This is a genomic window from Streptosporangium roseum DSM 43021, from assembly GCF_000024865.1.
Taxonomy (GTDB): domain Bacteria; phylum Actinomycetota; class Actinomycetes; order Streptosporangiales; family Streptosporangiaceae; genus Streptosporangium; species Streptosporangium roseum.
On the sequence record NC_013595.1, the window covers coordinates 1658137 to 1682691 of the forward strand.

Sequence of the window (24555 nt, forward strand, 5' to 3'; positions counted from 1 at the left end):
CCGCGCGTTCTTGCGAGCCTTCTTGGCGTATGGCGTATGGCGTATGGCGAAGTGGCGCATGGCATATGCCCCGTGGCCCGTGGCCCGTGGCGTGGGGCGTATGGCGTGTGGCGAAGGCGTGTATGAGGCAGGGCGCAGTGTGCGGCAGGGCGCGGTGTGCGGCGACGGTGAAACCGCACGTGAGGAAACCGCACGTGAGGAAATCGTGCATGGCGGACAGCCGTCCCTCAGTTTCCCCTCGGCTGTGGACAGCCCGGCGTTCTCCACAGAACTCGGTTCGGCTCCTCGGGGGACACCCCGTCCCGCACATCCTGAGGCCTCGATCGTTCATCGAGCCCAGGGAGGGCACGCATGATCACGACAGTCTTCGTCGCCACCGTCCTCGCGGCGGCCCTCGCAGGGGGCCCTCAGGCTTCTCCCGCCCGTCCCTGTCCGCAGGCCGTCGATGACTGGAGGCGCCCGCTGCCCGAGGCCGAGCTGCCGGACGGTGCCCGGAGACGGTTCGAAGCAGGAGTCCGTCTCGTGCTCGCCGCTGCCTGCGGGCTCTCCCGCACGGGCCCGGAGTTCCCACCCCGGGCCGCCCGGGGCGACGCTGAGGACACTCTCTCCGGCAGGGGCGTCCCCCGGCCTCCGGACGCCACCGTCTCCGCCCCCGGATCCCCCGACGCCGTCGGCTCTTCTGGCTCCGGTGGCCCCGAGTCCCCCGGCGCCGCGGGCTTCCCCGGTTCCGGATCCCCTGACGGCACCGGTCCTTCTGGCCCCGGTTCCTCCGATGCCGCCGTTTCCCTCGCTTCCGGATCCTCCGGCGCCCCTCGCTCCGCCGGTTCCGGACCTTCTGGCCTCGCCGGTTCCTCCGGCCCCGGATCACCCTCGCGGGTCCGCCAGCCGGCCGTCGTCTCCTCCGCCAGGCCGGAGGCGTCCCGTTCCCTGTCGGCCCCTGCCCGGCAGTCACGCCTCCCCTCACCGGGACAGACGGCGGTGGCCGCGGCGCTCCGCCAGGTCGGCAGGCCGTACGTCTGGGGCGGCGGTTCCAGCGCGGGCCCGACCGGTGGTGGCTTCGACTGCTCCGGCCTCGCGCTGCACGCCTGGTCCAGGGCGGGGGCCGCGCTCACCCACTACACCGGCAGCCAGTTCCGGCAGGGGCGCCGTGTGCCGTTCTCCCAGCTCCGTCCCGGAGACCTGGTCTTCTTCGGAGGCGGCACCGGAGACCCCACCCACGTGGGCGTCTACGTGAAGAACGGTGTCATGGTGCACGCTCCCAAGACCGGTGACGTCGTCAAAACGACGGACTTCGCCGCCTCCGCCTACTACCGCTCGCGCTACCGAGGCGCGGTCCGTCCGGCCCCCCGGACACCTGCCAGTTGAGGGCCGGTGCCCCTGAGATCACCTACTTCGCGCCGCGAGTGTCGGTTCCCCTCAAGATGCTGGTAATCTAATCACTCGTTGGCCCCCTTAGCTCAGGGGATAGAGCACCGGCCTCCGGAGCCGGGAGCGCAAGTTCGAATCTTGCAGGGGGCACCAACGCTTCACCTGGGGAAACCCGACAACGACCTGCGGCAACGCAGGTCGTTTTGTTTTTCTGGGACTACCGTCTTGGGCCACCGAGTCCGGCCGTGCGGGCCGGCGGAGCGCGGACGGCCTGCGGGTGGCGCTGACGGGACGCTGCGCGGCCGGACGGTCAGGTGCCGATCAGCTGCTGGATCGAGTCTCCGTATCGGACGACGATCGCGCTCCGGTCGGCCGCGAGCAGCACAGGGTCCTGCACCACATGCATGCTGGTGAGCAGCCCGCCGAGCTGCGCGGCGATCAGATGGGCGCGCAGCTCGGCATCGCCGCCCTCCAGGCGCCGGACGAGAGGCTCGGCGAAGACGTTCTCGATCGTTTCCCGCAGGTTCCGCTGCACCTCCTCCCGGTCCGAGGCCCGGAACAGAGCGGCGAGAGCGGTCACAGCCAACGCGCCCGGCCTGGATGACGGCAGGCACACCACGTGCTCCACGATCGCTCGGCCCATCCCTTCCAGCGGGCCCTCCATGACTTTGATCGCTGGCAGGTCGACCGTCATCGCCTCCAGGAACAGCCGTTCCTTGGAGCCGAAGTGCCGGATGACGAGGGCCGCGTCGACCCCCGCGCGGGCGGCGACGGCCCGTATGCCGACGGCGTCGAAGCCCTCGTTGCGGAAGAGCTCGTGCGCGGCGTCGTGGATGGCCTTTCGGGTCACCGCCGCCGACTGCCGGGGCCTGGAGGCGCGCAGGCGTGTGGTCATGGTGGACGTGCTCCTCGGTGGGGTCGGGGCGATAAGTCATCATAGATGACTTACGCTGGTCATCAATGTTGACAAAGCTCGCGGGCGGCCCGGGACGAGCAGAAGCTCGCGGGCATCCGCGGGACGAGTAGAGGAGCAGCCCATGAATCGCCTGAAGGACAAGGTCGCGATCATCACCGGCGCGGGCAGCGGGATCGGCCTGGCCGCGGCGGAGTTGATGAGCCGCGAGGGCGCCCGCGTCCTCGTGGCGGACTACGACGCCGCATCGGCCGAGAGTGCCGCCGCCACCATCATCGAGGCGGGTGGCCAGGCGGTGCCGTGCGCGGTGGACGTCATGGACGACACGTCCGTGGGCGACATGGTGGAAGCGGCCGTGCACGAGTTCGGGCGGCTGGACGTGCTCTGCAACCACGTGGGCGGGACGGACCCGCGCAAGGATCTCGACCTGCTCCGCCTCGACATGGAGGAGTTCAGCCGGGCCGTCGACCTCAACGTCCGCTCCACCCTGACGGGCTCCCGGCACGCCGTCCCGCACATGATCCGGGCGGGCGGTGGCTCGATCATCAACACCGCCTCGGTGGCCGGCCTGGTCGGCGACGTACTCCAGATCTCCTACGGAGCGGTAAAGGCGGCGGTCATCAACATCACCAAGTCCATCGCCGTCCAGTACGGCCCGCAGGGCATCCGCTGCAACGCGGTGGCCCCGGGAGCGATCATGACCCCGGCGCTTCTGGACAACCTTCCCGCCGAGGTGATCGAGGCGCTGAAGGGATACAACGCGCTTCCCTACCTTGGCGCTCCCGAGGACATCGGCTACACCATGGTCTTTCTCGCCTCCGACGAATCCCGCTATCTGACCGGACAGCTTCTGGTGGTGGACGGAGGAATGACCAGCCAGTCCCCTGCCGCTCCCGGACGCCGCGCGATGCTCCCCACAGCATGACACCTCTCTGCGGGATCATTCCCGGTCCGCGGATGAGGGCCTGGTCGTCGACGAGCACCACGCGGATCACAGGAGGTCCTTCACGGGGAGTCCGGCGCGGACGGTGAAGCAGCCTTTGGCCTTGCCGCCGGCTTCCTGGATGGCCGGCAGCGCGCCGACCAGTGCCGCGAGTGACACGTCCGTCGTCAGCGGGCGCCAGGCAAGCTCAGACCTCATCCCCGCACAGTGGGGCCCGACCGGATCGCCTCTTCCGCGCCAGGTCGGAGGCTGCGCGCTACTCCCGGCGTGGTAGTTGCCGCCCACGGCTGCGCTCCGCGGCGTAGTGAAGGCATCTCCCCAGGTAGGACGTCCGCGGGCGTGACTCGGGCGATGATCGCAGCCTGAATTCACTCATGGAGGCAATCGAGATGACCCGTGATGCCGAAACCGCGGTGCGGGACTGCTGGGCATCGCCAGGGGCGCGGCCTGCTGCCCCGCGGTGTTCGTGGAGCGGCCGGCGAGACCTGACCGACCCCGGTGCGCTGTCGCCGGCGCGCCCGATGCTTGCGCAAGCTCAATCCGAGAGGGCCTCTCGTGGCTGAATTCACTCGGCGAACCGCGCTGCGGGCCGTTGTGATCGCCGTTGCCGCTGGAGCGGCACCCGCTATGTCATGCACTGCCACAACCTCGAACACGGGGACATGGCCATGATGGCCAATTTCGAGTCGTCTGAAGGAGAAACATGTCCACCGATCCGGAGCAGAAGTTCATGGCGTTCCTCATCTCGCTGCCCGACGAACTGGCCTTCGGGGACGAGGATCCCGGGGTGGTGCTGGACCGCTACTACGTGCCGGACTTCGAGTACTACAGCGACGGGATCCTCCTGGACCGGCAGAGGCTCATCGACCACGTCCGGCCCACCCGCAAGAACGTGGTGAGCTGCCGCGTCGAGGTGCACGAGACCCTGCTGGCCGCAGACCGAGCCGCCGCCCGGTACACCATGCACGCGGTCATGCGGAAGGGGAAGACCCTGGTGACACAGGTGTACATGTTCGGGCAACTCGCCCCGGACGGCCGGATGCGCCGGGTCGACTCGATCACCCGGGGTGTACCGGAAGGCTGACCGTCGAAGGTGGCCCAGAGCGCCGGGCGCACCCCTCTTCCTCATTCTCACAGGAGATCTCATCGTGCTGGTCCGAACCGTCAGAGCGTTCGCGCTTCTGGCCGCAGGCCTGCTCGCGGGCGCGTTCGGCTATGGCGCCGTGAACGTCGCATACGCGTTCCGGGTCGTGCCCCTCGATGTGCGCCTCACCTTCCACACGGCGCTGATGCAGGTGAACGGCCTCGTCATGCAGACGTTGATGGCCTTGGCGGTGCTCAGTTCACTGATACTCGCCGTCATCACGCGCGCCTCCTCGCGGCTCCTCGCCGCGGGCGCGGCCGCCCTGGCCGTGACCTCGTTCCTGGTCACCCGATTCGGCAACGTCCCCATCAACGGCCAGATCAAGCAGTGGGCCGTCACCTCGGCCCCGGCCGACCACGCGGCGATCCTGCAGCGGTGGGAGGCATTCCACTTTCTGCGGACCACCACCGCGTTCCTCGCGTTCCTCCTCATCGTCCTTCTCGTCGCCGGCGGCGACCGGTTCAGGAAGTCCGGCCCCGCTGGATGACGGGCGACCGTGCCACTCCTTTCACAGGTCCTCGCCGACCATCTGAACCGCTGTGCGGGTGCTCCGCGCGTGCAGCCAACCGTCAGGAGATCCCCCATGCATGTCGTACCACGGCGACTGCTGTCCATCTTGGCCCCCGCGCTCGCCACGCTGCTGGCGGGCTCCGGGGTGGCGTTCGCGGCGATCCCGGCCCCGGCCGCCGCCACGGCCCGCGGCTGGAGCGCCAGCTGGACCGCCTCGCCGCAGCGCCCGGGCGCGAACTACACCCCGAACTGGTCCGAGCAGGGCTTCGCGAACCAGACGATCCGCCAGGTGGTCCGGGTCAGCGTAGGCGGAGTGGCGGTCCGCGTCCGGCTGTCGAACGCCTACGGCAGCACCCCGCTGAAGGTCACCGGCGCCACCATCGCCCGCACCGCGAACGGTGCCGCCATCCGGCCGGGGTCGCTTCGGCACCTCACCGTCAAGCGGGCGCGCTCCTTCACGATCCCGGCCGGCGCCGAGCTGGCCAGCGACGCGGTGCCGCTGCCGCTGGGCGCACTGGACTCGGTGACGGTCACGTTCTACCTGGCCGCGCCGACCGGCCCGGCGACGTACCACGCCCAGGCCCTGGCGACCAGCTACCGCTCCGCCGGCGACCACAGGGCCGACAGCGGCGCCACAGCCTTTGCCCAGACCTCGCAGTCCTGGTACTACCTGAGCGGGGTAGACGTCATCGGGGCGCCGCGCCGCGACGGCGTGGTCGCCTTCGGCGATTCCCTCACCGACGGTTACGGGGCCAGGCCCGAGGCCGACAACCGCTACCCCGACGAGCTGGCCGAGCGCCTGGCCGCCGCAGGCCGGGCCCGTGCCGTGCTCAACCAGGGCATCAGCGGCAACCGGGTGACGGTCGACTCCGAGTGGCTCGGCGACAAGGCGACCTCCCGGTTCCGGCGCGACGTCCTCAGCCAGCCAGGCGTGGGCGCCGTCGTCATCCTGGAAGGCATCAACGACATCGGCATGAGTGAAGCCCCCTCGCCGATGGGCGCGCCGCCCACCGAGGTCTCCGCCCAGGAACTCATCGCCGCGCACCGCGACCTGATCCGGCAGGCCCGCGCCGGCGGCCTGCGGGTCATCGGCGCCACACTGCCGCCGATGAAGGGATCGCGATACTACAACGCGCGCAGCGAGATCAAGCGGGACGAGGTCAACGCGTGGATCCGCACCTCGGGGGAGTACGACGCGGTGGCCGACCTCGACCGCGCTCTGGCCTCGCCCGCCGACGAAGACCAGCTCGACCCCGCCTATGACAGCGGCGACCATCTGCACCTCAACGACGCCGGATATCGCGCGACGGCTCACGCCATCGACCCGGCCGACCTTGATTAACGGCGATCCGCTCGTTCGTGGCGATGTGCGGCGCCTCGATGCTTCCGGACAGACGGCCCTTCAGGGTTGAAACCGCTCGGAAGCATTGAGAGTGCCGGAGCGTCACCGGTGGTTTCCGGAAGGAGTCGCGCAGCCGATCGCGGTGGAACGGCACGTGGCGTCGCTCGTCGGCGAGGATCCCGCCCGCCACGCCGGAGGCGAGCCGATCCCGGCTTCCGCCACGCAGGGCCAGGTGGTGGCGGAGGGTGATCACCTCCGCCACCATCAGCTCAAGGCGGAGAACCTGTCCAGGACCCCTGCCAGGCGTGGAACAGCCGGAGGCTCTCCGCGAGCTGGGAGTGCAGCGGGTGCGGCAGCGCGTCCGGCGCGAACCACTCCAGCGCGTCGAACTTGTGAGGTTCGCCGATGGCGACTCCGGCGGGGTCCACCTTGACCGCGAAGATCACGGCGACCCAGTGGGAGGCCGGCTCCTCCCGGAGGACGTTGCGGACGCCGATCGTCTCGATCTCCAGCGCGCCGGTCGAGTATTCCTCGCGGACCTCCCGCGCGACGGCCGTCTCGAACGACTCGCCGTATTCGAGCGCTCCGGCGCCGCAGTCCCAGGTCCCGGGCTCGTCCCGCGCGCCGGCCCCGCGACGGGCCAGCAGCACTCGGCCGTGGCCGTCGTGGCAGACGAACACGCACGAGACGGCGGGCGTCTTCCGTGCCGGCCCGGCGAGGGGCTCGGACGGCCGCGCGGGTCCGTCCGGCGACGGGGCGGTGCTCATGTCGGGGTCGCCTCCGTTGTCAGAAGTGGTCGGGCAGCTGGGAGAACCTCTGCAGCAGCAGCACGCCTCCGTCGGCGGGGTCGAGCTCGCTCTGCTCCAGCACCCAGGTGTTGTCGTTGGGGATGAAGACCGCGTTCATGCCCGCCTGCCGGGCGGGGAGGATGTCGGACTTCGGGGAGTTGCCGATCATCCAGCTCGTCGCGGGAGCCAGCCCGTGCTCCCGCGTGAGCCACCGGTAGGTGTCGAGGTTCTTCTCCGCCACGATGTGGATGTCACGGAAGTGGGGTGCGAGTCCCGAGACGTCCAGCTTGCGCTGCTGCTCGTCCACGTCGCCCTTGGTGAGCAGGAGCAGGTCGTGCCGGCTGCCGAGGTCGGCGAGCGTCTCGGCGACGCCGGGGACGAGCTCCACCCGGTGCTCGACGAGGGCCATCACCAGTTCGTCGAGGTGGCGGCGCTCCGCGGCGGTCGCCGGCCGCTCGCGCAGCCGTTCCAGGCACTCGTCGAGACTGCGCAGGAACATCTTGCTGCCGTACCCGTGGGTGACCGCGTTCGCCGCCTGGATGTCGTCGAGAATGGCGCGGATCTCGGTCCTGTCGAGCGTCGGGTGCTCCAGCCAGTGCGTGAAGTCGTCGATGACGCGCTCGAACAGGACGTTGTTCTCCCACAACGTGTCGTCGGCGTCGAAGATGAGCACCTGTCCCTCGAACCTCAAGACGGCACCTCCGGAAGCGTGTTGTCGGCGGCCGCCGTGACGCGCCGCCGCGCGGCTCCGGGGCCCAGGGGACCGCGCGGCTCGACCTCGGCGAGAGCTGTCAGGTCCACGCCTCTCCCGTTCTCTTGTCGGCCCGCGAACGGTACCAACTAGTACCACGAGCCTTCTATCCATATATCCGCCACCCCCGGGCGGGGGCCGGCAGGCCGTTCGGGGGTGGCCGGAGGGTCCGTCGTCCGGCGCTTCGCACGTGGCCGGTACGGCTCACATCGGGGGCTGGCGGTCGCATCCGAGCTGTGATGCGATCTCGTGACAGCCCGAAAAGGCGCCAATCGCATAAAAATGGTTATCGTTCTGTCGGTGTCATGTCGAGGGCCGCCTCCGGGTGGCCCGGCAACGCGCGGGGCCGCCGCGCCGTACCGCAAAGGATGATCACGTGGACAGGAGCCGGCGCGGGACGCGCTTTCCGATCTCGGCGGGGACGCGCGGGGGCGTCCGGCCGAGGGCAAGGGCCGTGGCCGTGCTGGGCGCGGCCGTACTGGCCGCCCTGGCGGCCTGCGGCGGGCAGGGGAGCGCGGGGCAGGCGGCGGGACGGCTCGTCCTCGCCGCTCCGCGCGATCTCGCGGCCGGCCCGGAGGATCCGTACTTCACCCATCGGACGCTGCGGGTGTGGGAGCCCCTGGTGACGTTGGACGACGAGATGCGTCCGGCGCCGGCGCTGGCGACGGGGTGGGAGCGTTCCGACGGGGGCCGGAGATGGACGTTCACCCTGCGCGGCGGCGTGAGGTTCAGCGACGGGACGCCGCTGACCGCCGAGGCGGTCGTCGCCAACGTCGAGCGGTTCCGGCGGATCGCGCCCAGGCCGTCCGCCTTCTTCAGCCTCGACGCGGGCATGGAGGCGGCCTACGGCAAGCTCGCCGGTGTGCGCGCCGAGGCCGGGAAGGTCGTGTTCACCCTGGCCGAGCCGGTCGCCGACCTGCCCGCCCGGCTGGCCGACTTCTACAGCATGATCCAGGCGCCGTCGGCGTTCGGGCCCGGCGGAGACTTCACCGGCAAGCCGGTGGGCACGGGGCCGTACACGCTGGCCTCCTGGTCGAAGGGGCAGCAGGTGGAGCTGGCCGCCAATCCGGGCTACTGGGGCGGCAAGCCGGCCTTCGACAGGATCGTGGTGAAGACGATCCCGGACGCCAACGCGCGGGTGGCGGCGCTGCGGGCCGGAGAGGTCGCCGGGCTGATCGACAAGGGCGCGCTGCTCCCCGGGCAGGTCGCCGCGGTCGCCGCCGACGGCAGGTTCCGGGTCACCCGGACCCCCTCCGTGCTCACCCACTACCTGACCTTCAACGCCTCCCGGAAGCCGTTCGCGGACCCGGCGCTGCGCGAGGCGGTGGACCTGGCGATCGACCGGCAGGCCATCGCGGACAAGCTGCTGGCCGGTACGGCGGCGCCGGGCTCGCCGTTCCTGTCGCCGGTCTTCGGCGCCCTCTCCGACCCCGGCGTCCGCTCGGCGTACGACCCCGCCGGGGCCCGCCGGCTCATCGACGCGGCGGGCCGTCCGGCCCGGCCGGTCTCCATCCTGATCTCGTCGTCCGAGACCGGCCAGTTCCCCTACGCCGACATCGCCGAGGTGCTGCGCGCCGGTCTCGAAGACGTGGGCCTGCCCGCCCGCGTGAACGTGGCCGAGGCGACCAGGGCGGTGATGGAGGCCGGAGACTACGACCTCTTCCTGAGCGCCTACAGCGTGCCCAACGGCGACCCCGACTACCTGTTCCGCCGGTTCCTGCGCTCCGACGCGGCCTGGAACCGCGACCGCAACCTGGGCTACCGCAGCGATACCTTCGACCGGCTGATCGACCGGGCCGCGGCCGCCGGCGGCGCGGACGAGCGCCGCGAGCTCTACCACGAGGTCCAGCGGCTGCTCGCCGCCGATCGGCCGATGATCCCGCTCGCCTACCAGGACAACCCGGTGGTGACGAGCGCCGGGGTGACGGGTCTCGCACAGAGTCCGGCCTATCTGGTCGACCTCGCCAAGCTGGCGCCGTCGCGGTGACCCTCGCCCTGCGGCGGGTGGCGGAGATGCTCCCGGTCCTGCTGGCGCTGTCGGTGCTGACCTTCCTCCTGACGTCGCTGGCCCCCGGGGACCCGGCCGAGGAGATCCTCCGCCGGGGCGGCGTCCAGCCCACCGCGGAGAGCGTGGCCGTCCTGCGGGGCGAGCTCGGCCTGGACCGGCCGCTCTTCTCCCGGTACCTCCAGTGGCTGCTCGGCGTGGTGCGGGGCGACTTCGGGCGCTCCTACGCCGACCGCGCGCCGGTGGCCGCCGAGATCCTGTCGCGGGTCCCGGCGACGCTGCGGCTGGCCGGGACGGCCTCGCTCGTCGCGGTCGGGCTCGCGGTGCTCGTGTCGGTCCGCGTCGCGCTCCGGCCGCGTGCCCTCGACAGCCGGATCGCGCGGGTCGTGACGGTGGCGGTCGCCGCGGTCCCGCCGTACATCGTCGGCATCCTGCTGATCAGTGTGGTCGCCGTCGGCATGCGGGCCCTGCCGACCGGCGGGGACGGCTCCCCGGGGGCGGTGATCCTGCCCGCGGTCACCCTCGGCCTGGCCGGAGCGGCCACGCTGCTGCGGCTGCTGGGGGCCGACCTGGCGGCCGTGGCGCGGCTGCCCTTCGTCAAACTCGCGGTGGCCAAGGGCCTGAGCGCGCGCCGCACCGTCGTGGTGCACGCGCTGCGCGCGGCCGCGCCCGGTGCGATCACCGCGGCCGGCGTCGTGCTGGCCGAGCTGCTGGCCGGCGCGGTGATCGTCGAGACCCTGTTCGCCTGGCCCGGTGTGGGGCAGCTCGCCGTGACGGCGATCCGGCAGCGGGACATCCCGATCGTGCAGGCATACGTCCTGCTCACCGCGCTCGCGACCGTGGTGGTCCTGACCCTGGCCGACCTGTGCGTGTCGGTGGCCGACCCCCGGGTGCGACGGTGACGGGCCACCGTCCGCGGATGCCCGCCGGCGGCGTCGCCGGCGCCCTGCTGTTCGGCGCGATCGTCCTGTTCTGCTGCGCGGCGCCCGTGCTGTCGCCCTACGACCCTCACCGGCCGGACCTGGCGCGGGCCCTGCTCCCGGTGAGCGGGGAGCACTGGCTCGGGACCGACCAGCTCGGACGCGACCTGCTCACCAGGACGGCCGAGGCGGGCCGCGCCTCGCTTCTGCTCGCGTTCGCCGTCACCGCCGTCACCACCTCGGTCGGCACGGTCGCCGGTGCCGTGGCCGGGCTGGTGGGCGGCCGGCCCGACCGGCTGCTCAGGCTGGCGGCCACGGTGGCGCTCGCGCTGCCCGGTCTCACGCTCGCGCTGGCCCTGGCCGGCGTGCTGCCGCCCGGCCCGGTCACCGTCCTCATCGCCCTCGTGCCGCTGGGGTGGGTGAGCTGCGGTCTCGTCGTCCGCGCCACGGTCCTGCGGACGGCGGCGTCCGATCACGTGCTGGCGAGCCGGGCCATGGGCGCCTCGCGGCTCCACCTGCTGCGCCGTACCATCGTCCCGCACGCGATCGGGCCCGCCCTCACCGTCGCCACCGGTGACCTGGCCAAGACCCTCGTCGCCGCCACCTCGCTGAGCTTCCTCGGCATCGGCCCGCCCCCGCCGCACGTCGACTGGGGCGGGATGGTCAACGAGGCGACGGCTCTGCTGGTGGTCACACCGCGGCTCGCGGTCGTGCCGGCGGTCGCCCTGGCTCTGGCGAGCCTGGGGATCACGCTCGTGACCGACGCGCTCCGCGCTGCTCATCCGGCGGGGTGAGCGCGGCCTGGGATCACGCTCGTGACCGACGCGCTCCGCGCCGCTCACCCGGCGGGGTGAGCGCGGCCTGGACCGGTCCAATCGCGACGGACCCCGGGTGCGCCGTGCGCGCCGGGGTCCGCGACGGCCCGCGAGCCGCCCGATCAGCTCTCCCTCGCCCTGGCGTATTCCGCTGCCGCGCCCGCGAAGTCGTAGACCACGGCCTGCTCGTCGCCCACCACCCAGGCATCGTGTCCGGGTGTGGCGACGAAGAGGTCGCCGGGGCCCGCTTCGGCCTCCGTGCCGTCGTCCATCCGCAGGTGCATCCTGCCCCTGACGACGTAGCCGTTGTGGTGCGCCTCGCACGAGTCGGTGCCGGCGATCGGCTTCACCGATTCCGACCATCGCCACCCGGGTTCGAACGTGGCCACGCCGAAGCACAGCCCCGGCAGGTTGAACACGTCGATGTGCCCCATCGGGAAGTCGCGACGCTCATCTGGTTTGTCGGTGCCCTTCACCTCGATCATGATCGCTCCCCCTTACCCTCACATTCGAGTCTTACACCACCAATAGCGTCGATCAAGATTGATCACTGCCTTGACCTGCGATAACAGCGATTTATGACCGGTTGTGGCGGGCGGTGTCGCGGCGGATCATGGGACCGTTCCCATGGGAGCGCACATAATTGAGCATGCCTCATGACTAGCGAAGAAAAGTTTCAACACCATTTCGGACAAGGGTGCCTATGGTCTAGGCTCCATCGCTTATGTGGGCGGAACCGCCCGGTTCGGTGTTCCGCCGCCGGGGCCATCCGAGCATGAGACCGGTGTCCGCCCATGTCACGAGCTTGTGGTCGGGGATCAATGGGAGCCATGTGATGGGGCAGCACACGCCGTATGAGGCTCTGGACGACGGCGAGGGACTGCCGGGATCCAGAGGGGAACACATCCTCCAGCGGCTTTTCGCCACCAGGGACCGGGCGGAGCGGTTCTACGAGCGTCAGGTCGTCGACCGCCTGACGCCTCACATGCGGGATTTCGTCGCCCGGCAGGAAATGGTCTTCGTGGGGACCGCGGACGCCGCCGGCAACTGTGACACCTCGTTCCGGGCGGGGCCGCCCGGCTTCGTCCGTGTGGTGGACGACGGGAGGCTGATGTATCCGGAGTTCCGGGGCAACGGCGTCCTCGCCAGCTTGGGCAACATCATGGAGAACGCGCACATCAGCCTGCTGTTCGTCGACTTCTTCGAAGACCTCGTGGGACTGCACGTCAACGGTCCGGCGACCATCACGACCGCCTACGACGCGGCCCGCCGCTACGGGCTGGCCGACGAGGACCGCACCGCGCCCGGCCGCCGGGCCGAGCGCTGGGTCATGGTCGAGGTCGAGGAGGCCTACATCCACTGCTCCAAGCACATCCCCCTGCTGACCAGACAGGACCGCAGGGAGCGAGGGCCGCAGGCCCGCAGGCCGGCGGGAGACGACTACTTCGGTGTCGGACGGGTGCGCTCTGTCACCCGGGAGCCGGAAGAGGCGGGAAAGTCGGCCGGGTGACGACATGAACATCGACATCGGGCTCATCCGCCGCAGCTGGTCGCTTGTCGAACCGGTGGCCGACCAGGTCACCCAGCACTTCTACGGCAGGCTTTTCGCCAACTACCCGCACATCCGTGAGATGTTCCCTCCCGCGATGGACCTCCAGCGCGACCGCCTGCTCCACGCGCTCACCCAGGTGGTGCTCAACCTGGAGGACGGCGCGGGCCTGAACGACTACCTCGGCCAGCTCGCCCGGGACCACCGCAAGTACGGGGTCCAGCCCGAGCACTATCCGGCGGTCGGGAGCTGCCTGGTCGCCGCGATGCGGTTCAACGCCGGCGGCGCCTGGCTGCCCGCCTACGACGAGGCGTGGATGACCGCCTACAACTACATCGCCGAGGTGATGATCCAGGCCGCCGAGCAGGACGCCGTCCAGACGCCCCCGGCCTGGATCGGCACCGTGGTCGCGCACGAGGTGCGCACCCCCGAGATCGCCGTGATCACCGTCGAGCCCGACCACCCCTACCCGTACCGGGCCGGCCAGTACGCCACCCTGCAGAGCGCGCACTGGCCCCGGGTCTGGCGCCCGTACTCGATCGCGAACGCGCCCCGCCAGGACAACCTGCTCACCTTCCACGTGCGGATGGTGCCCGGCGGATGGGTCAGTACGGCGCTGATGCACCACACGCGGCCGGGCGACAGCCTCCTGCTGGGACCGCCCCGAGGATCTCTCGTGCTCGACCGGGCGAGCACCTCGCACCTGATCTTCATCGCGGGCGGCACGGGCCTGGCTCCGCTCAAGGCGCTCATCGAGGAGTCGGTGTGGGTGCCCGACCGCCCCACCATCGACCTCTTCCACGGCGTCCGGCGCAGCGGCGACGCCTACGACAACGAGGACCTGCAACGCCTGCGGTCCCAGCACAGGCGCCTGCGCATCGTCCACGCCGTCTCCGACGACCCGGAGGGATGGCGCAGGCACAGCGCCGTGGACGCCCTGGAATACCACCGGATCGTCCCCGACGGGGACGTCTTCGTGTGCGGGTCGTCCGAGATGGTGCGCGTGACGGCCAACCGCCTGCTCGGTCTGGGAGTGCCCTTCGACCGCATCCACACCGAGTTCGCCCCCGGGGCCGCCCCCAGCCTCGCGGTGCTGTGAAGGCCGTGCCCCGCTCCGCCCGGGACACGGTGGGACGGGGAGGCGGTCAGCCTCCCGCCGGGCGCCCGAGCGCGGTCCTGGTGGTGTCCTCGGGATAGGGCGACAGCCGTACGGCCTCCTGGGCGCTCATCCGGCCCGCGGCCACCTCCCGGCAGAGCCCGGCGACGGCGGCGATCTCGGCGCGCTGGGCGACGACGAACTCGCGGTCCACCGGATCCCCGTGGCCGGGCACCACCACGGCGCCGTCGCCGGCCAGCCCGAGCAGACCGTCGACGGCGGCGGGCCATTCGAGCGGGTAGGCGTCGCCGTAGGCCGGCGGCGCGCCGTTCTCCACCAGGTCACCGGCGAACACCACGCCGGCGTCCGGCACGTGGACGACGAGGTCGTTGCCGGAGTGGCCGCGGCCGAAGTAGGACATGACGACGTCGCGCCCGCCGACGGCAAGCTCCGCCCTGTCGGTCACCAGCCGGTCCGGCAGGATGATCTCCGTCTTGGCGATGTCGTCGGCGATGTCGGCGCGGCCCTCCTCCCGGTAGCGCCGCGCCCAGGCCTCCTTCGTCCTCGCCCCCTCCTCGACCAGGTCGGCCCGGCAGCCCTCCTGCGCCCAGACGGGACACTCCAGGAACGGCCGCGTGCCGAAGCTGTGGTCGAAGTGCGAGTGGGTGATCACCACCGTCCAGGGATCCCGGGTGATCCGCCGCACCTCTGCGGCGAGCTCGGCTCCCTGCCGCTCGTCCCCCCGCGTGTCGACCACCAGGCAGCCGCCGTCACCCATGACCAGCCCCACCGACAGGTCCAGCTCGGCATAGCGCCGGACCAGCACCCGATCGGCCACTTCGATCCACCGACCTTCCATACGTCGCATTATTCCCGGCCCGCCGCGGCGCGGCGAGCCGGGGAAGGTTCTGAGATCATGAACGGCCGCAGCGCCGGCAGCGGCCGCGCCTGCGCAGGTGGTAGGCGAGGGCGGCGGCCAGGGCCGCTCCCCTCGGATGGGAGTGACGCCGCGGGCGACCGGGGCGGCACTCGGGTGCGGATGACCGGAGGTGAGGATCAGGTGCAGGTGACGCTGTAGGTGACCGGGAGCGACACCGCCGTGTTGGGTATGCGGGTCTGCAGGTAGCCCGTCACCGGCCCGCTGCTCTCGATCGCCCTCCACTGGTCCCACACCACCGTCTTGGTGAGGGGGCCGCCGGCCGGGAAGTCCACCTGGTCGGTGGGGCTGGACCTGCCGTTGTCGAACACCCAGGCGTACTCGACGGGCTCGGTCGTCGGGGCCGACACCGTGATCGTCGCGACGGCCTTCAGGTTCACCGGGCACGTGCCCGTGTAGGAGGACGGTGTGATCTTCGCGTCCGTCACCGACACCACCGTGCCGCCGGTGTTGGGGACGGGAGGCTTGCCGTCGCACGTCACCGCGTACTCCGTGGCCTCGGACTTCAGCGCCGTGGGGGTGAGGACGTTCACGAAGATCTTGCCGGTCTGGCTCCGGAAGGTGCCCCAGGAATGGGAGACCCGGTGGGTTCCAGGACCGGTGATCTTCACGTTCTCCTTGTGCCAGTAGCCGCCGTCCGCCCACCGCCACTGGTAGGTGACGTCGAACGGGAAGCTCATCCCCTTCGGTGCGGTGATCAACGACGCGGCGGTCACCTGGTACGGGTTCTTGATGGTGCACTCGCCTCCGTCCCGCTTCCAGGTGGTGATGACCGGCTTCGACACCGTCATCGTGTCGGGTTCGGCGGCCTTGCAGGTGATCGACCAGCCGATCCGCCGGGACTCGATCCAGGGGCCGCCGGGGAGCCGGACGAGCAGGTTGGTGGTCGAGGAGGTGTTCGAACCCTCGGGCCAGTCCCTGGTGAGGGCCGTCGTCCCCGAGATGTCCGTCCGCTGGATGCCGGTGCCCGGATACCGCCAGTAGTACTCCACCGGGGCGGGGCCGCTGCCGCCGGTCACCGTGACCTTCACCGAGGTCCGCACGGTCACGGGGCAGGGGCCGGTGTACGGCTGGGGCAGGGGGGAGACGACCTTCTCCTCGGAGAGGGCCAGGCTCAGACACGTGATCGTGAACCTCGCGGGACCCGCCTCCGACCGGCCCGGCGAGGTGATCCGGATCGACGCCGATCCGCCGGTCACCTTGGACGGGTCGGCCACCTGCCAGCCGAGGCTGACCGTCTTGGTCAGGTCCTTGGGGTCCTTGAACTCCCACTTGCCGGGAACCTTCGTGCCGTCGCTGCGGAGCCACTCGTAGGTGACGGTGGTCGGCTTGGAGGCGGCGATGTCCGCGGTGAACGTGAAGGTGCGAGGGGCGGTGCAGGCTCCCTGGAAGACCGCGGGATCGACCTTGAGGTTCGTCACCGACGCGGTCGGCCGGGCGGGCGGGGGCGTGCAGGTCACCGAGTACGGGGCCCTGTCCGAGGTGGCCAGCACCTTCCCGCTCGGGCTCAGGATCTCGATCCATCGCGTGCCTGACTGGCTCGCCAGGAAGGTACGGCTCGCGGTGACCTCGCGCCGGGGGGCGTCCTTGGCCGAGAACCAGAGATCCTCCTTGCCGAGCGGACCCCCGTCACTGTCCACCCACCGGTAGGAGACGGCCGCGGGGACACGCGAGACCCGGATCGTCCCCCGGAAGCTGAGGCTTCTGCCGGGAGCCGCGCACGGGCCCGAGTAGACGTCCCCCGTCACCTCGGCCGAGGCCCTCGGCGCGGGCGTGTCAGCCGGCGGCCGGTGAGTGTTGACGACGGGGGATCCCTCGCAGGTGACGGAGAAATAGGCCCGCTTCGACGTCAGCTTTCTCGGGCTGAGCACCTGTACGGCCTGCCAGCCGCGCGCGCCGCGGGAGAAGGTCCGCCGGTCCTGGAGCCTGATCCCCGTTCCGGCCTTCACGGTCCTGACCGGCCCCTTGGTGCCGTCGCCGCGCACCCAGCGGTACTTCACCCGCGCCGCGCCCTTGACGGTGACCGTGGCCGAGAACACCACCGCCGCCGGGCACGGCCCCGTGTATCGGGACGGGGACGCCTGCACGCCTCCGAACCCGACGGACGGGGCTGCCGCTTGCGCGGGCGCGGCGAGAAGGCCCGCCGACAGTGATAAGGCGGCCACCGCTGTCAGAGCCGGCCGCCACCATGACCCCGAGAACATATATATGCACACTCCCTCTTGCTCCTGTTACAGGCGCGCACAGTTTTCCCGGTGTGACTTGGGGTTTCGTTGTGAACGACTGGAGAAAGAGGTGGTGGTGCCCGCCGGGGCACTGTCCGCGCAGGCAGGTCACCACGGCCGGCACCCGCCGGTGGTCGTCCTCGTCCTGGTGCGGGTCACCCGCGGCAGGGCAGCGAGGGCCGCCGGGGGCCTCAGGCGAGGACGCGGCCGACCATCCGGGCGTACATCCGGCCGGGGCTGGGGACCGACGGCGGGTTGAGGAAGCCGGGGAGCATCGGCAGGTCCACGGCGAAGGGCTGCAGGCGTTCGTAGAGGGCGTCGGCCCCGCTGGGTCGCCGCTCGGGGTCCTTCTCCAGCAGGTCCTCGATCAGCCGGTTCAGCTCCGCGGGGACGCCGGGGACGGCGGGCGGCCGTTCCTTCACCTGGCGTTCGTACACGGCGTACTCGGTGGGCCCGGTGAAGAGCTGCCTGCCCGTCAGCATCTCGTGGATCACGCAGCCGAGGGCGTAGAGGTCGCTGCGGGGACCGGCGAGGCCGCGCTGGATCTGCTCGGGGGCCATGTAGGCGGGGGTGCCGAGGATCTGGCCGACCCGGGTGAAACGGGTGGAGTCGGCCTCGCGGAGCATGGCGAGGCCGAAGTCCAGGACCTTGACGCTGCCGTCGGGGCAGAGCATCAGGTTGGTCGGCTTGAGGTCGCGGTGGTAGATGGACAGCGCGTGGGCGGCCGACAGCACGGCACAGGCCTGGGCGGCGATCGCGGCGGCCCAGGGGACCGGGAGCGGGCCGTGCTCGCTGACCAGATCGGCCACGGTGACGCCCTCGATGAACTGCATCACCTGGAAGAGGCGCTGGTCGAAGGTGCCGAAATCGTAGAGGACCGGTGCGCCGGGGTGCTCCAGCTTCGCCAGGATGCGCGCCTCGCGGAGGAAGCGCCGGTTCAGCTCCTCGTCGGGGCCGGTGAGGAAGCGCAGGAACTTGACGGCCACCTTGCGGTCGAGGTGCTTGTCATGGCCGCTGTAGACGGCGCCCATGCCGCCCTGGGCGAGAGGGAGGTCGTCGAGTACGTACCGGTCGCCGATGACCATCCGGCCCTCCCATGGACGTTACGGGGGTCACACCCCTTGGTCGCACGGCCGGAGGTGGCCGTCGACCAGTCCGTCAAAGCCTAGCCGGATCAGGGTTTCCCCCAGCGCGGTCGTCTCCCGCACCCGGTCCTCCAGTGTGAACAGCTCGCGGAAGGCCGTGCCGTACCGCCGCTGGTCGGCGAGGGGCAGCATCGGCACCCGCGCCCGCCGCACGTCGAGGCGGCTGGAGCTGGGATGGACGCGGGCCGCGTCGGCGGAGCGGAGGAACCCGGCCAGGAAGTCGGGGTCGAGCCGCTGCGGGTCCACGCGGTAGAGGGTGAGCTGCGGGCCGAGCGCCGCGCCGCCCCGGGCGAGCACCCGGACCACGCCCAGGACGGTGGTCACGACGTCGCCGGGCCTGACCATGACCAGCGCGGGGTCGAGGGTGGTCCTCCCGGAGGGGGGTGTGCCCATGGCGGTGTCGTCGGCGGTCAGGACCGGGAGCGGGCCCTCCTCTGCCGCCATCTTGGACGGGGCCTGCAGGATGGTGATCAGGCCCGCCTTGGCCAGCTCGCCGACGGTGGTGGTCGGCAGGTCCTGCCGCTCGGCGAGCAGCTCAAGGGCGGGGGGCGCCTCCGACAGCGTGGCGGAGGTGTCGCGGAAGCGGTCCAGCGCGTCGGTGAAGTCCCGCAGGAAGTCGGGGCCGCCCTGCTGCGGGCGGTGCCGGGCCGGGCTGAGGTCCACCTCGTCGTCGAGCAGGTCGATGATCCGCACGGTACGGCTGTCGCCGGTCAGCTCGGCCTCCGGGTTCCGCGTGTAGGTGAGCCAGGCCGGCTCCACGATCGACAGGTTCTCGGTCGCGTCCACCATCAGGAGCTGGGACGGCGGCCGCCCGCCGTCGGGACGGCGCAGGATCCACAGGTCGGGGCCGCCCGGCCCGAGCATCACCACGGCCCGCAGCGCCCCGGTGCGCAGCAGGTTGCCCCGGATCCGCTTGCCGGGGCGGCGGCTGGCCGCCGCGGCCGGCATCAGGATCGCCACCAGGCCGCCCGGCCTCACGTGGGCCAGGCAGTGCTGGACCCAGGCGAGCTCGGACTCCCCGCGGGGCGGCAGGCCGTACTCCCAGCGGGGGTCGCCGGTCAGCTCCTCGTAGCCCCAGGCGCGCTCGTTGAACGGCGGATCGCAGACCACGGCGTCGGCGAGCTCCCCGGCCAGGCCGTCCTCGCGCAGCGAGTCACCGGCGACGACCCGCCCCGTGGCCCCGCGCAGCAGCACCCGCACGGCGGTGAGCAGCGCGTTCGTCTCGTTGATCTCCTGGCCGAGCGAGGCGTCGGCATGCAGGAGGAGGGTCCCGACGCCGCAGGCCGGGTCGAGGACGGTGCCCTTGCCGCGCCCCCGATCCGGGCCGGTCAGGCGGGACATGAGCGCGGCCACGTCGTCGCGGGTGACCGAGAGCTGGCGGGAGTGGGCCTCGACGTAGCGCTCGCAGAGGAACTCGAAGGTGTCCAGCGGCCCGCGCTCGGCGGCCAGCTCGGCCACCAGCCTGACGAGCGCGAGGTCGTCCAGCCGCAGGTCGGGGGAGCCCGGAAGGTCCTCCGTCGCGGCGGCCAGGCCGTCGAGGGAGCGGGTGCCGTGCTCCCGCCAGGCCTCCGGCTCCCGGCTCAGGAACAGCAGGAACGCGCCGACCCTGCCCACGAGGTCACCCAGTCGCAGGTCGTCGACCGAGGTCCGCAGCCGCTGCCAGACCAGGTCGCCGAGCGAGACCTCAAAAGATTTGCCGTTGCGGCGCAACCATGCGGCGATCTCGGGCAGGGAGAACAGAGGGCTGGAGGCCGTACCGCCCACAGGCTGGGGGAAGTCGTCATGGCGGCGGCGCCAGTTGCTCACCGCGGCCCGGCCGACGGAGGCGAGCCGGGCGATGTCGCCGGCGTTCACCGTGATGTCCTGGCTCTCCTCCATACTGGGCCACAGTAGTTGACTGTGCCTTAGCGGTCTACAACATGTTTGCTTGTGAAGTGCTTCAACCAATGCTTTACTGCCTTCATGGCACTGAACGAAGGATTGGCACTGCGCTACGCGGCCCGCTCCGACGTAGGCGTCCGCCGCGAGGCGAACGAGGACTCGGGCTACGCGAGCGCGCGTCTGCTCGTCGTAGCCGACGGCATGGGCGGTCACGCGGGTGGAGAGGTCGCCAGCTCGCTCGCCGTGACAGCCATGGTGAGGCTGGACGAGAGTCTTCCGGAGAGCGGTGTCGACCTGGTTGCGACCCTGAAGAACGCGGCGAGGGACGTCAACCACACGCTGCACGACATGAGCGAGCACGACCCCACGCTGCGCGGGATGGGCACCACCCTGACCGCGATGCTCTGGAACGGCGCCACCTTCGCCCTCGCCCATGTCGGCGACTCCCGCGCCTACATGCTGCGCGACGGCGCCCTCTACCAGATCACCCACGACCACACCCTGGTCCAGTCGCTGGTGGACGAGGGCCGGATCACCCTGGAGCAGGCCGCCGAGCATCCGCGCCGGTCCATGGTGCTGCGGGTCCTGGAGGGCACCGGAGACGGCGAGCTCGACCTGTCCCTGCGCGAGGCCCAGCCGGACGACCGCTATCTCCTCTGCTCCGACGGCCTGACCGGCGTGGTGGGCCCGGAGACGCTGTTCAACACGCTGACCGAGATCGCCGACCCCGACGAGGCCGCCCGGTGGCTCATCGACCTGGCCAACCGGGGCGGCGGCCCCGACAACATCACCTGCATCGTGGCCGACTTCGGGGCCCACACCGCCTCCGCCGAGCGCTACGTCGTGGGCGCCGCACTCGAGAGGAAGCTGACGCCCTGACGCCCGGCGCCCGTCACCGCCGCGGAGGGCCGGTGCCCGCGGACCGCGGGCACCGGCTCACCAGGACTTGCCGGTGATGCGCTCGTACGCCTCGACGTAGCGGGCCCGGGTGATCTCCACGATCTCGGCGGGCACCTCCGGCGCGGGCTCCTGCTTGTCCCAGCCGGTGCCGGTCGCCCAGTCGCGGACGAACTGCTTGTCGAACGAGAACTGCGCGCGGCCCGGCTCCCACTGGTCGGCGGGCCAGAATCGCGAGGAGTCCGAGGTCAGCACCTCGTCGCCGAGCACGAGCGTGCCGTCGGCGGCCCAGCCCAGCTCGATCTTCGTGTCGGCGATGATGACGCCCCGCTCGCGCGCCAGCTCCGCGCCGCGCCCGTAGACCGCGAGCGTGATCCGGCGCAGCTCCCCGGCGACCTCCGCGCCCTCCTGGGCGACCACGTCGTCGAAGGTGATGGGTTCGTCGTGCTGCCCGAGCGGAGCCTTGGTGCTCGGAGTGAAGATCGGCTCGGGGAGCCTGGAGCCGTCCACCAGGCCGGGCGGCAGCGGCACGCCGGAGACCTCCCCCCGCGCCTGGTAGTCCTTCAGCCCGCTGCCGGTCAGGTAGCCACGCGCGACGCACTCCACCTGCACCATCTTCAGCTTCCGGCACCGTACGGCGCGGCCCTCGAACTCGGCCGGCACGTCGGTGGCGGAGACGACGTGGTTGGGCACGATGTCGGCGAGCTGCTCGAACCACCACAGGGAGAGCTGTGTGAGGATCTTCCCCTTGTCGGGGATGGGCGTGGGCAGGATCACGTCGTAGACCGACACGCGGTCGGAGGCCACGAGGACGATGTCCCCCCGGTCCTCGTATACGTCGCGGACCTTCCCGGAGTGGAGAAGCTTCACTGTGTTTTCCCTGCTCTCGCGCGATCTCGTGCTGGTACACCAGGCGGTAACAGAGTAATCGGCGACCTGGCGTCACCGAAAAGGAGAGGCCGCGAAGCCGCCGGCCGGTCAGACCTCCGGCCGGCCGCAGTGGGCGACGATGTTCGCGGTCCACTGCCGGACCTGCGCGTCTCCCCGAGCTCCCGGTCGGGCTCGGCGACGGCCGCGATCCATCGGCGTCCGGCCCTCACCGCTTTCCTGGCGTATCCGCGTCCGGTCCTCATCGCTTCCCTGGCCTGGACGCATCCCCGCGCCGAGTACGGCAGGGGCTCGCAGTCATTAATCTCGTATCTCCGGCATGCCAAGGTGACTAATAATGGAATGCATCATTAGTAGCTGCCTGACGAAAGAGTCAAGAGGGGATGCCATGGAAGGTGTCGGTGGCGACCTCCAGAGGTTGCGCCAGCTGAATTCGCTCGCCGGCCTGCACGCGTTACGCGGTTCGCCGCCGCTCACGCTCGCCGAGCTCGCGCGGCGCACCGGCCTGTCCCGGGCCTCGACCAACGAGGTGATGGCGGACCTGATGGACCGGGGGTGGGTGGCGGAGGTGCCCCCCGCCCCCGGTGCCATGGGCCGGCCGGCGCGCAGATACCGGTTCCGTTCGGACGCCGGATACGTGCTCGGTCTGGACATCGGCGTCGACAAGGTGCGCGCGGCCATCACGGACCTGAACGGCGAGGTGATCGCAGGCGGGCGCACGGCCGTGGGGGCGGAGACGCCCAGACAGGAACGGCTGGACGCCGTGGACCGGGCCATAGCGGCGTGCCTGGCCATGTCGAACGTGCCGGTGGCGGACATCTGGGCGATCACGGTCGGCACCGTCGGCGTGGTGGATCTGGAGGGCCGGGTGACCACGGTCTACGCGATTGCCGACTGGGCGGGGGTGGACCTCGCCGGGCATCTGGGCAGGACGTTCGGGCAGCCGGTGCTCGTCGCCAACGACAGCAAGCTCGCCGCCCTCGCCGAGCAGCGGCTCGGTGTGGCGCGCGAGGTACGCGACCTCGTCTACCTGCACGCGGGGCGCAGGCCCGGTGCGGCGATGATCGTCGACGGCAAACTCCACCGGGGCTTCAGCGGCGCGTCGGGCGAGGTCGGGCTGCTGGACGCGGTGCGCTGGATCCATATGGCGGAACACCTCGAACGATGTCCCGGGTTCGCGGGGCATCCGCCGGACCAGATCGCGGGGCTGGTGTTCGAGGCGGCACGCGTGGGCGATCCCGCGGCCCTCGACGCGGTCGGGCGGTATGTGGCCGACCTCGCGATCGGGGCGGCGGCCCTGATCCTCACCCTGGACCCCGAACTGGTCGTACTGGGCGGTGGCTTCTCCCGCTCGGGTGACGTGCTGCTCCAGCCGCTGCGCCGGGCACTGGAGCCGTTGTGCCTGCGCATGCCCGAGATCCGGCTGTCGAGCCTCGGTGAGGACTCGGTGGTGCTCGGCGCCGCCTGCCTGGCCATCGACCATGTGAACCGGCTCCTGCTCTCGGCCGACGACCCCCTGCTCGCGCTCGCCGCGCCGGGGGCGGTCACGTGAGGCGGCCGCTGCCGTGGCCCGGCTGCCGCAACGCCCGCGACCTCGGAGACCTGCCGGGAATCCGGGACCGTGCGCTGATCCGGTCGGAGGGCCACGAACGACTCACGGCGGAAGGCCGGCGGGCGCTGCTGGCCTACGGCGTCAGCCGGGTGATCGACCTGCGGCTCCCCGCCGAGTGCGAGCGGCTGCCCAGCCCGTTCGCCCGCGCTCCCGTGTACCGCAACGTGTCGGTGCTCGGCCCGCGGGACGTCCTCCTCGCCGGCATGGGCGCCGACCTCGCCGAGATCTACCGGGTGATCCTCGACGACTTCGCCGCGTACGTCACCTCGGCCGTGGCGGCGGTCGCGCAGGCCCCGCCGGGCGGGGTGGTCGTTCACTGCCACTCAGGACGTGATCGCACGGGCCTCGTCACGGCTCTCGCCCTCAGGATCGCCGGGGTGTCCCGCGCGCTCGTCGCCGAGGACTACGCGCTCACCGCCGCCCATCTCGGGCTTGAGGAGGACGCGGACGACACGGCCCGCGCGCACTTCGAGCAGACCCGGCCGGAGACGATGCTGGCCACGCTGGACCACCTGGACAGCCGGTACGGCGGCGCGCTGCCGTACCTTCTCGGCCATGGGATGGGGGCGGCCGATGTGCGTGCTCTCAAAGGACGTATTTGTGCGGACCTATTGACGTGAAGGCCGTTGTCTCCCTACTTACGATGTAGACCATCGAAAGTAGGGCGTTGCCGCCCTGTGGCGGACGCTTGCGTGCACCCCCTGGAGGTTCCCACGGCCCGACGGCTGTCGTGCCTGATCATCGGCGCAATGGTCGCCACCGCCATGCTCAGCGGTTGTGGTGGAGGCGGCACGGACGGTGACGCCACCGGCCCTCGACCGCGCCA

The 24555-nt window shown here is 71.3% G+C and carries 22 protein-coding genes, 1 tRNA gene and 1 pseudogene; 14 read left to right on the forward strand and 10 right to left on the reverse strand.

Translation table 11 applies throughout. The annotated features are described in order from the left end of the window. The first annotated feature begins 978 nt into the window (after positions 1-978). Together SROS_RS50795 and SROS_RS07515 are read left to right on the forward strand one after the other, a co-directional pair. Positions 979-1365 carry a C40 family peptidase gene (locus tag SROS_RS50795; RefSeq protein WP_052316891.1) on the forward strand — a complete coding sequence of 129 codons (387 nt, stop codon included), beginning with the start codon at positions 979-981 and terminating at the stop codon, positions 1363-1365. Between the two features lie 81 nt (positions 1366-1446). Next, positions 1447-1521: transfer RNA gene (locus SROS_RS07515), tRNA-Arg, on the forward strand. 157 nt (positions 1522-1678) lie between these two features. Here the strand turns inward: SROS_RS07515 and SROS_RS53795 are convergent. Beyond that, positions 1679-2263, reverse strand: coding sequence for a TetR/AcrR family transcriptional regulator (locus SROS_RS53795; protein WP_012888300.1), 585 nt, complete (start codon positions 2261-2263; stop codon positions 1679-1681). A gap of 142 nt (positions 2264-2405) precedes the next feature. On the opposite strand from SROS_RS53795, the gene SROS_RS07525 reads away from it, so the two are divergent. Beyond that, entirely contained in the window at positions 2406-3206 is an 801-nt protein-coding gene (locus SROS_RS07525; protein ID WP_012888301.1) for an SDR family NAD(P)-dependent oxidoreductase, read from the forward strand. Between the two features lie 66 nt (positions 3207-3272). Here the strand turns inward: SROS_RS07525 and SROS_RS50800 are convergent, their stop codons facing one another. After that, positions 3273-3422: a hypothetical protein gene (locus tag SROS_RS50800; RefSeq protein ID WP_012888302.1), complete on the reverse strand. Its 150-nt coding sequence runs from the start codon at positions 3420-3422 to the stop codon at positions 3273-3275. 505 nt (positions 3423-3927) lie between these two features. Here SROS_RS50800 and SROS_RS07530 point away from each other — a divergent pair. From SROS_RS07530 to SROS_RS07540, 3 genes are all read left to right on the forward strand, one after another. Next, on the forward strand, positions 3928-4308 hold the full coding sequence (locus SROS_RS07530; protein ID WP_012888303.1) for a hypothetical protein: 381 nt from the start codon (positions 3928-3930) through the stop codon (positions 4306-4308). A 64-nt stretch (positions 4309-4372) separates the two neighbouring features. Continuing rightward, positions 4373-4855, forward strand: coding sequence for an anthrone oxygenase family protein (locus SROS_RS07535; protein ID WP_012888304.1), 483 nt, complete (start codon positions 4373-4375; stop codon positions 4853-4855). Between the two features lie 96 nt (positions 4856-4951). Next, the gene (locus tag SROS_RS07540) at positions 4952-6220 is read left to right on the forward strand and encodes an SGNH/GDSL hydrolase family protein (RefSeq protein ID WP_012888305.1); all 1269 of its coding nucleotides are present in this window, start codon (positions 4952-4954) and stop codon (positions 6218-6220) included. A 269-nt stretch (positions 6221-6489) separates the two neighbouring features. Here the strand turns inward: SROS_RS07540 and SROS_RS07545 are convergent, their stop codons facing one another. Both SROS_RS07545 and SROS_RS07550 read right to left on the reverse strand, forming a co-directional pair. Beyond that, positions 6490-6987, reverse strand: a complete 498-nt coding sequence (locus SROS_RS07545) for an NUDIX domain-containing protein (protein WP_012888307.1) — start codon at positions 6985-6987, stop codon at positions 6490-6492. Between the two features lie 19 nt (positions 6988-7006). After that, entirely contained in the window at positions 7007-7699 is a 693-nt protein-coding gene (locus tag SROS_RS07550; protein WP_012888308.1) for an HAD family hydrolase, read from the reverse strand. Positions 7700-8213: 514 nt separating this feature from the next. Between SROS_RS07550 and SROS_RS07555 the strand changes: the two genes are divergently transcribed. The 3 genes from SROS_RS07555 to SROS_RS07565 are packed head-to-tail and all read left to right on the forward strand — an operon-like array spanning position 8214 to position 11478. Continuing rightward, a complete protein-coding gene (locus tag SROS_RS07555) occupies positions 8214-9746 on the forward strand; it encodes an ABC transporter substrate-binding protein (protein WP_012888309.1) in 1533 nt (510 codons plus the stop codon). Continuing rightward, positions 9743-10666: an ABC transporter permease gene (locus tag SROS_RS07560; protein WP_012888310.1), complete on the forward strand. Its 924-nt coding sequence runs from the start codon at positions 9743-9745 to the stop codon at positions 10664-10666. Before SROS_RS07555 ends, SROS_RS07560 begins: the two co-directional genes overlap by 4 nt. A gap of 17 nt (positions 10667-10683) precedes the next feature. Continuing rightward, positions 10684-11478: an ABC transporter permease gene (locus tag SROS_RS07565; protein WP_052316892.1), complete on the forward strand. Its 795-nt coding sequence runs from the start codon at positions 10684-10686 to the stop codon at positions 11476-11478. A gap of 143 nt (positions 11479-11621) precedes the next feature. On the opposite strand, the gene SROS_RS07570 is transcribed toward SROS_RS07565, so the two are convergent. After that, positions 11622-11984 (reverse strand): cupin domain-containing protein, encoded by a 363-nt coding sequence (locus tag SROS_RS07570; RefSeq protein WP_012888312.1) that lies wholly within the window; start codon positions 11982-11984, stop codon positions 11622-11624. 350 nt (positions 11985-12334) lie between these two features. Here SROS_RS07570 and SROS_RS07575 point away from each other — a divergent pair, with 350 nt between their 5' ends. Both SROS_RS07575 and SROS_RS07580 read left to right on the forward strand, forming a co-directional pair. Then, a complete protein-coding gene (locus SROS_RS07575) occupies positions 12335-13009 on the forward strand; it encodes a pyridoxamine 5'-phosphate oxidase family protein (RefSeq protein WP_012888313.1) in 675 nt (224 codons plus the stop codon). Positions 13010-13013: 4 nt separating this feature from the next. After that, positions 13014-14147, forward strand: a complete 1134-nt coding sequence (locus SROS_RS07580; protein WP_012888314.1) for a globin domain-containing protein — start codon at positions 13014-13016, stop codon at positions 14145-14147. Positions 14148-14193: 46 nt separating this feature from the next. On the opposite strand, the gene SROS_RS07585 is transcribed toward SROS_RS07580, so the two are convergent. The 4 genes from SROS_RS07585 to SROS_RS07600 all read right to left on the reverse strand — a co-directional run bounded on the left by SROS_RS07585 (position 14194) and on the right by SROS_RS07600 (position 20329). Continuing rightward, entirely contained in the window at positions 14194-15003 is an 810-nt protein-coding gene (locus SROS_RS07585; RefSeq protein ID WP_148268984.1) for an MBL fold metallo-hydrolase, read from the reverse strand. Between the two features lie 197 nt (positions 15004-15200). Beyond that, on the reverse strand, positions 15201-17168 hold the full coding sequence (locus SROS_RS07590; protein ID WP_148268985.1) for a hypothetical protein: 1968 nt from the start codon (positions 17166-17168) through the stop codon (positions 15201-15203). A 329-nt stretch (positions 17169-17497) separates the two neighbouring features. Then, positions 17498-18391, reverse strand: a complete 894-nt coding sequence (locus SROS_RS07595) for a serine/threonine-protein kinase (RefSeq protein ID WP_012888317.1) — start codon at positions 18389-18391, stop codon at positions 17498-17500. Between the two features lie 27 nt (positions 18392-18418). After that, positions 18419-20329 carry an N-6 DNA methylase gene (locus tag SROS_RS07600; protein WP_012888318.1) on the reverse strand — a complete coding sequence of 637 codons (1911 nt, stop codon included), beginning with the start codon at positions 20327-20329 and terminating at the stop codon, positions 18419-18421. A gap of 84 nt (positions 20330-20413) precedes the next feature. On the opposite strand from SROS_RS07600, the gene SROS_RS07605 reads away from it, so the two are divergent. Then, complete coding sequence (locus SROS_RS07605; RefSeq protein ID WP_012888319.1) at positions 20414-21211, forward strand: PP2C family protein-serine/threonine phosphatase; 798 nt, start codon at positions 20414-20416, stop codon at positions 21209-21211. Positions 21212-21268: 57 nt separating this feature from the next. Here the strand turns inward: SROS_RS07605 and SROS_RS07610 are convergent. Continuing rightward, positions 21269-22108 (reverse strand): annotated as a pseudogene (locus SROS_RS07610) (phosphoribosylaminoimidazolesuccinocarboxamide synthase); the annotation flags it as partial. Between the two features lie 397 nt (positions 22109-22505). Here SROS_RS07610 and SROS_RS07615 point away from each other — a divergent pair. Both SROS_RS07615 and SROS_RS07620 read left to right on the forward strand, forming a co-directional pair. Beyond that, complete coding sequence (locus tag SROS_RS07615; RefSeq protein WP_012888321.1) at positions 22506-23669, forward strand: ROK family transcriptional regulator; 1164 nt, start codon at positions 22506-22508, stop codon at positions 23667-23669. Then, positions 23666-24349: a tyrosine-protein phosphatase gene (locus SROS_RS07620; protein WP_012888322.1), complete on the forward strand. Its 684-nt coding sequence runs from the start codon at positions 23666-23668 to the stop codon at positions 24347-24349. The genes SROS_RS07615 and SROS_RS07620 overlap by 4 nt, the downstream gene beginning before the upstream one ends. Positions 24350-24555: the final 206 nt, after the last annotated feature.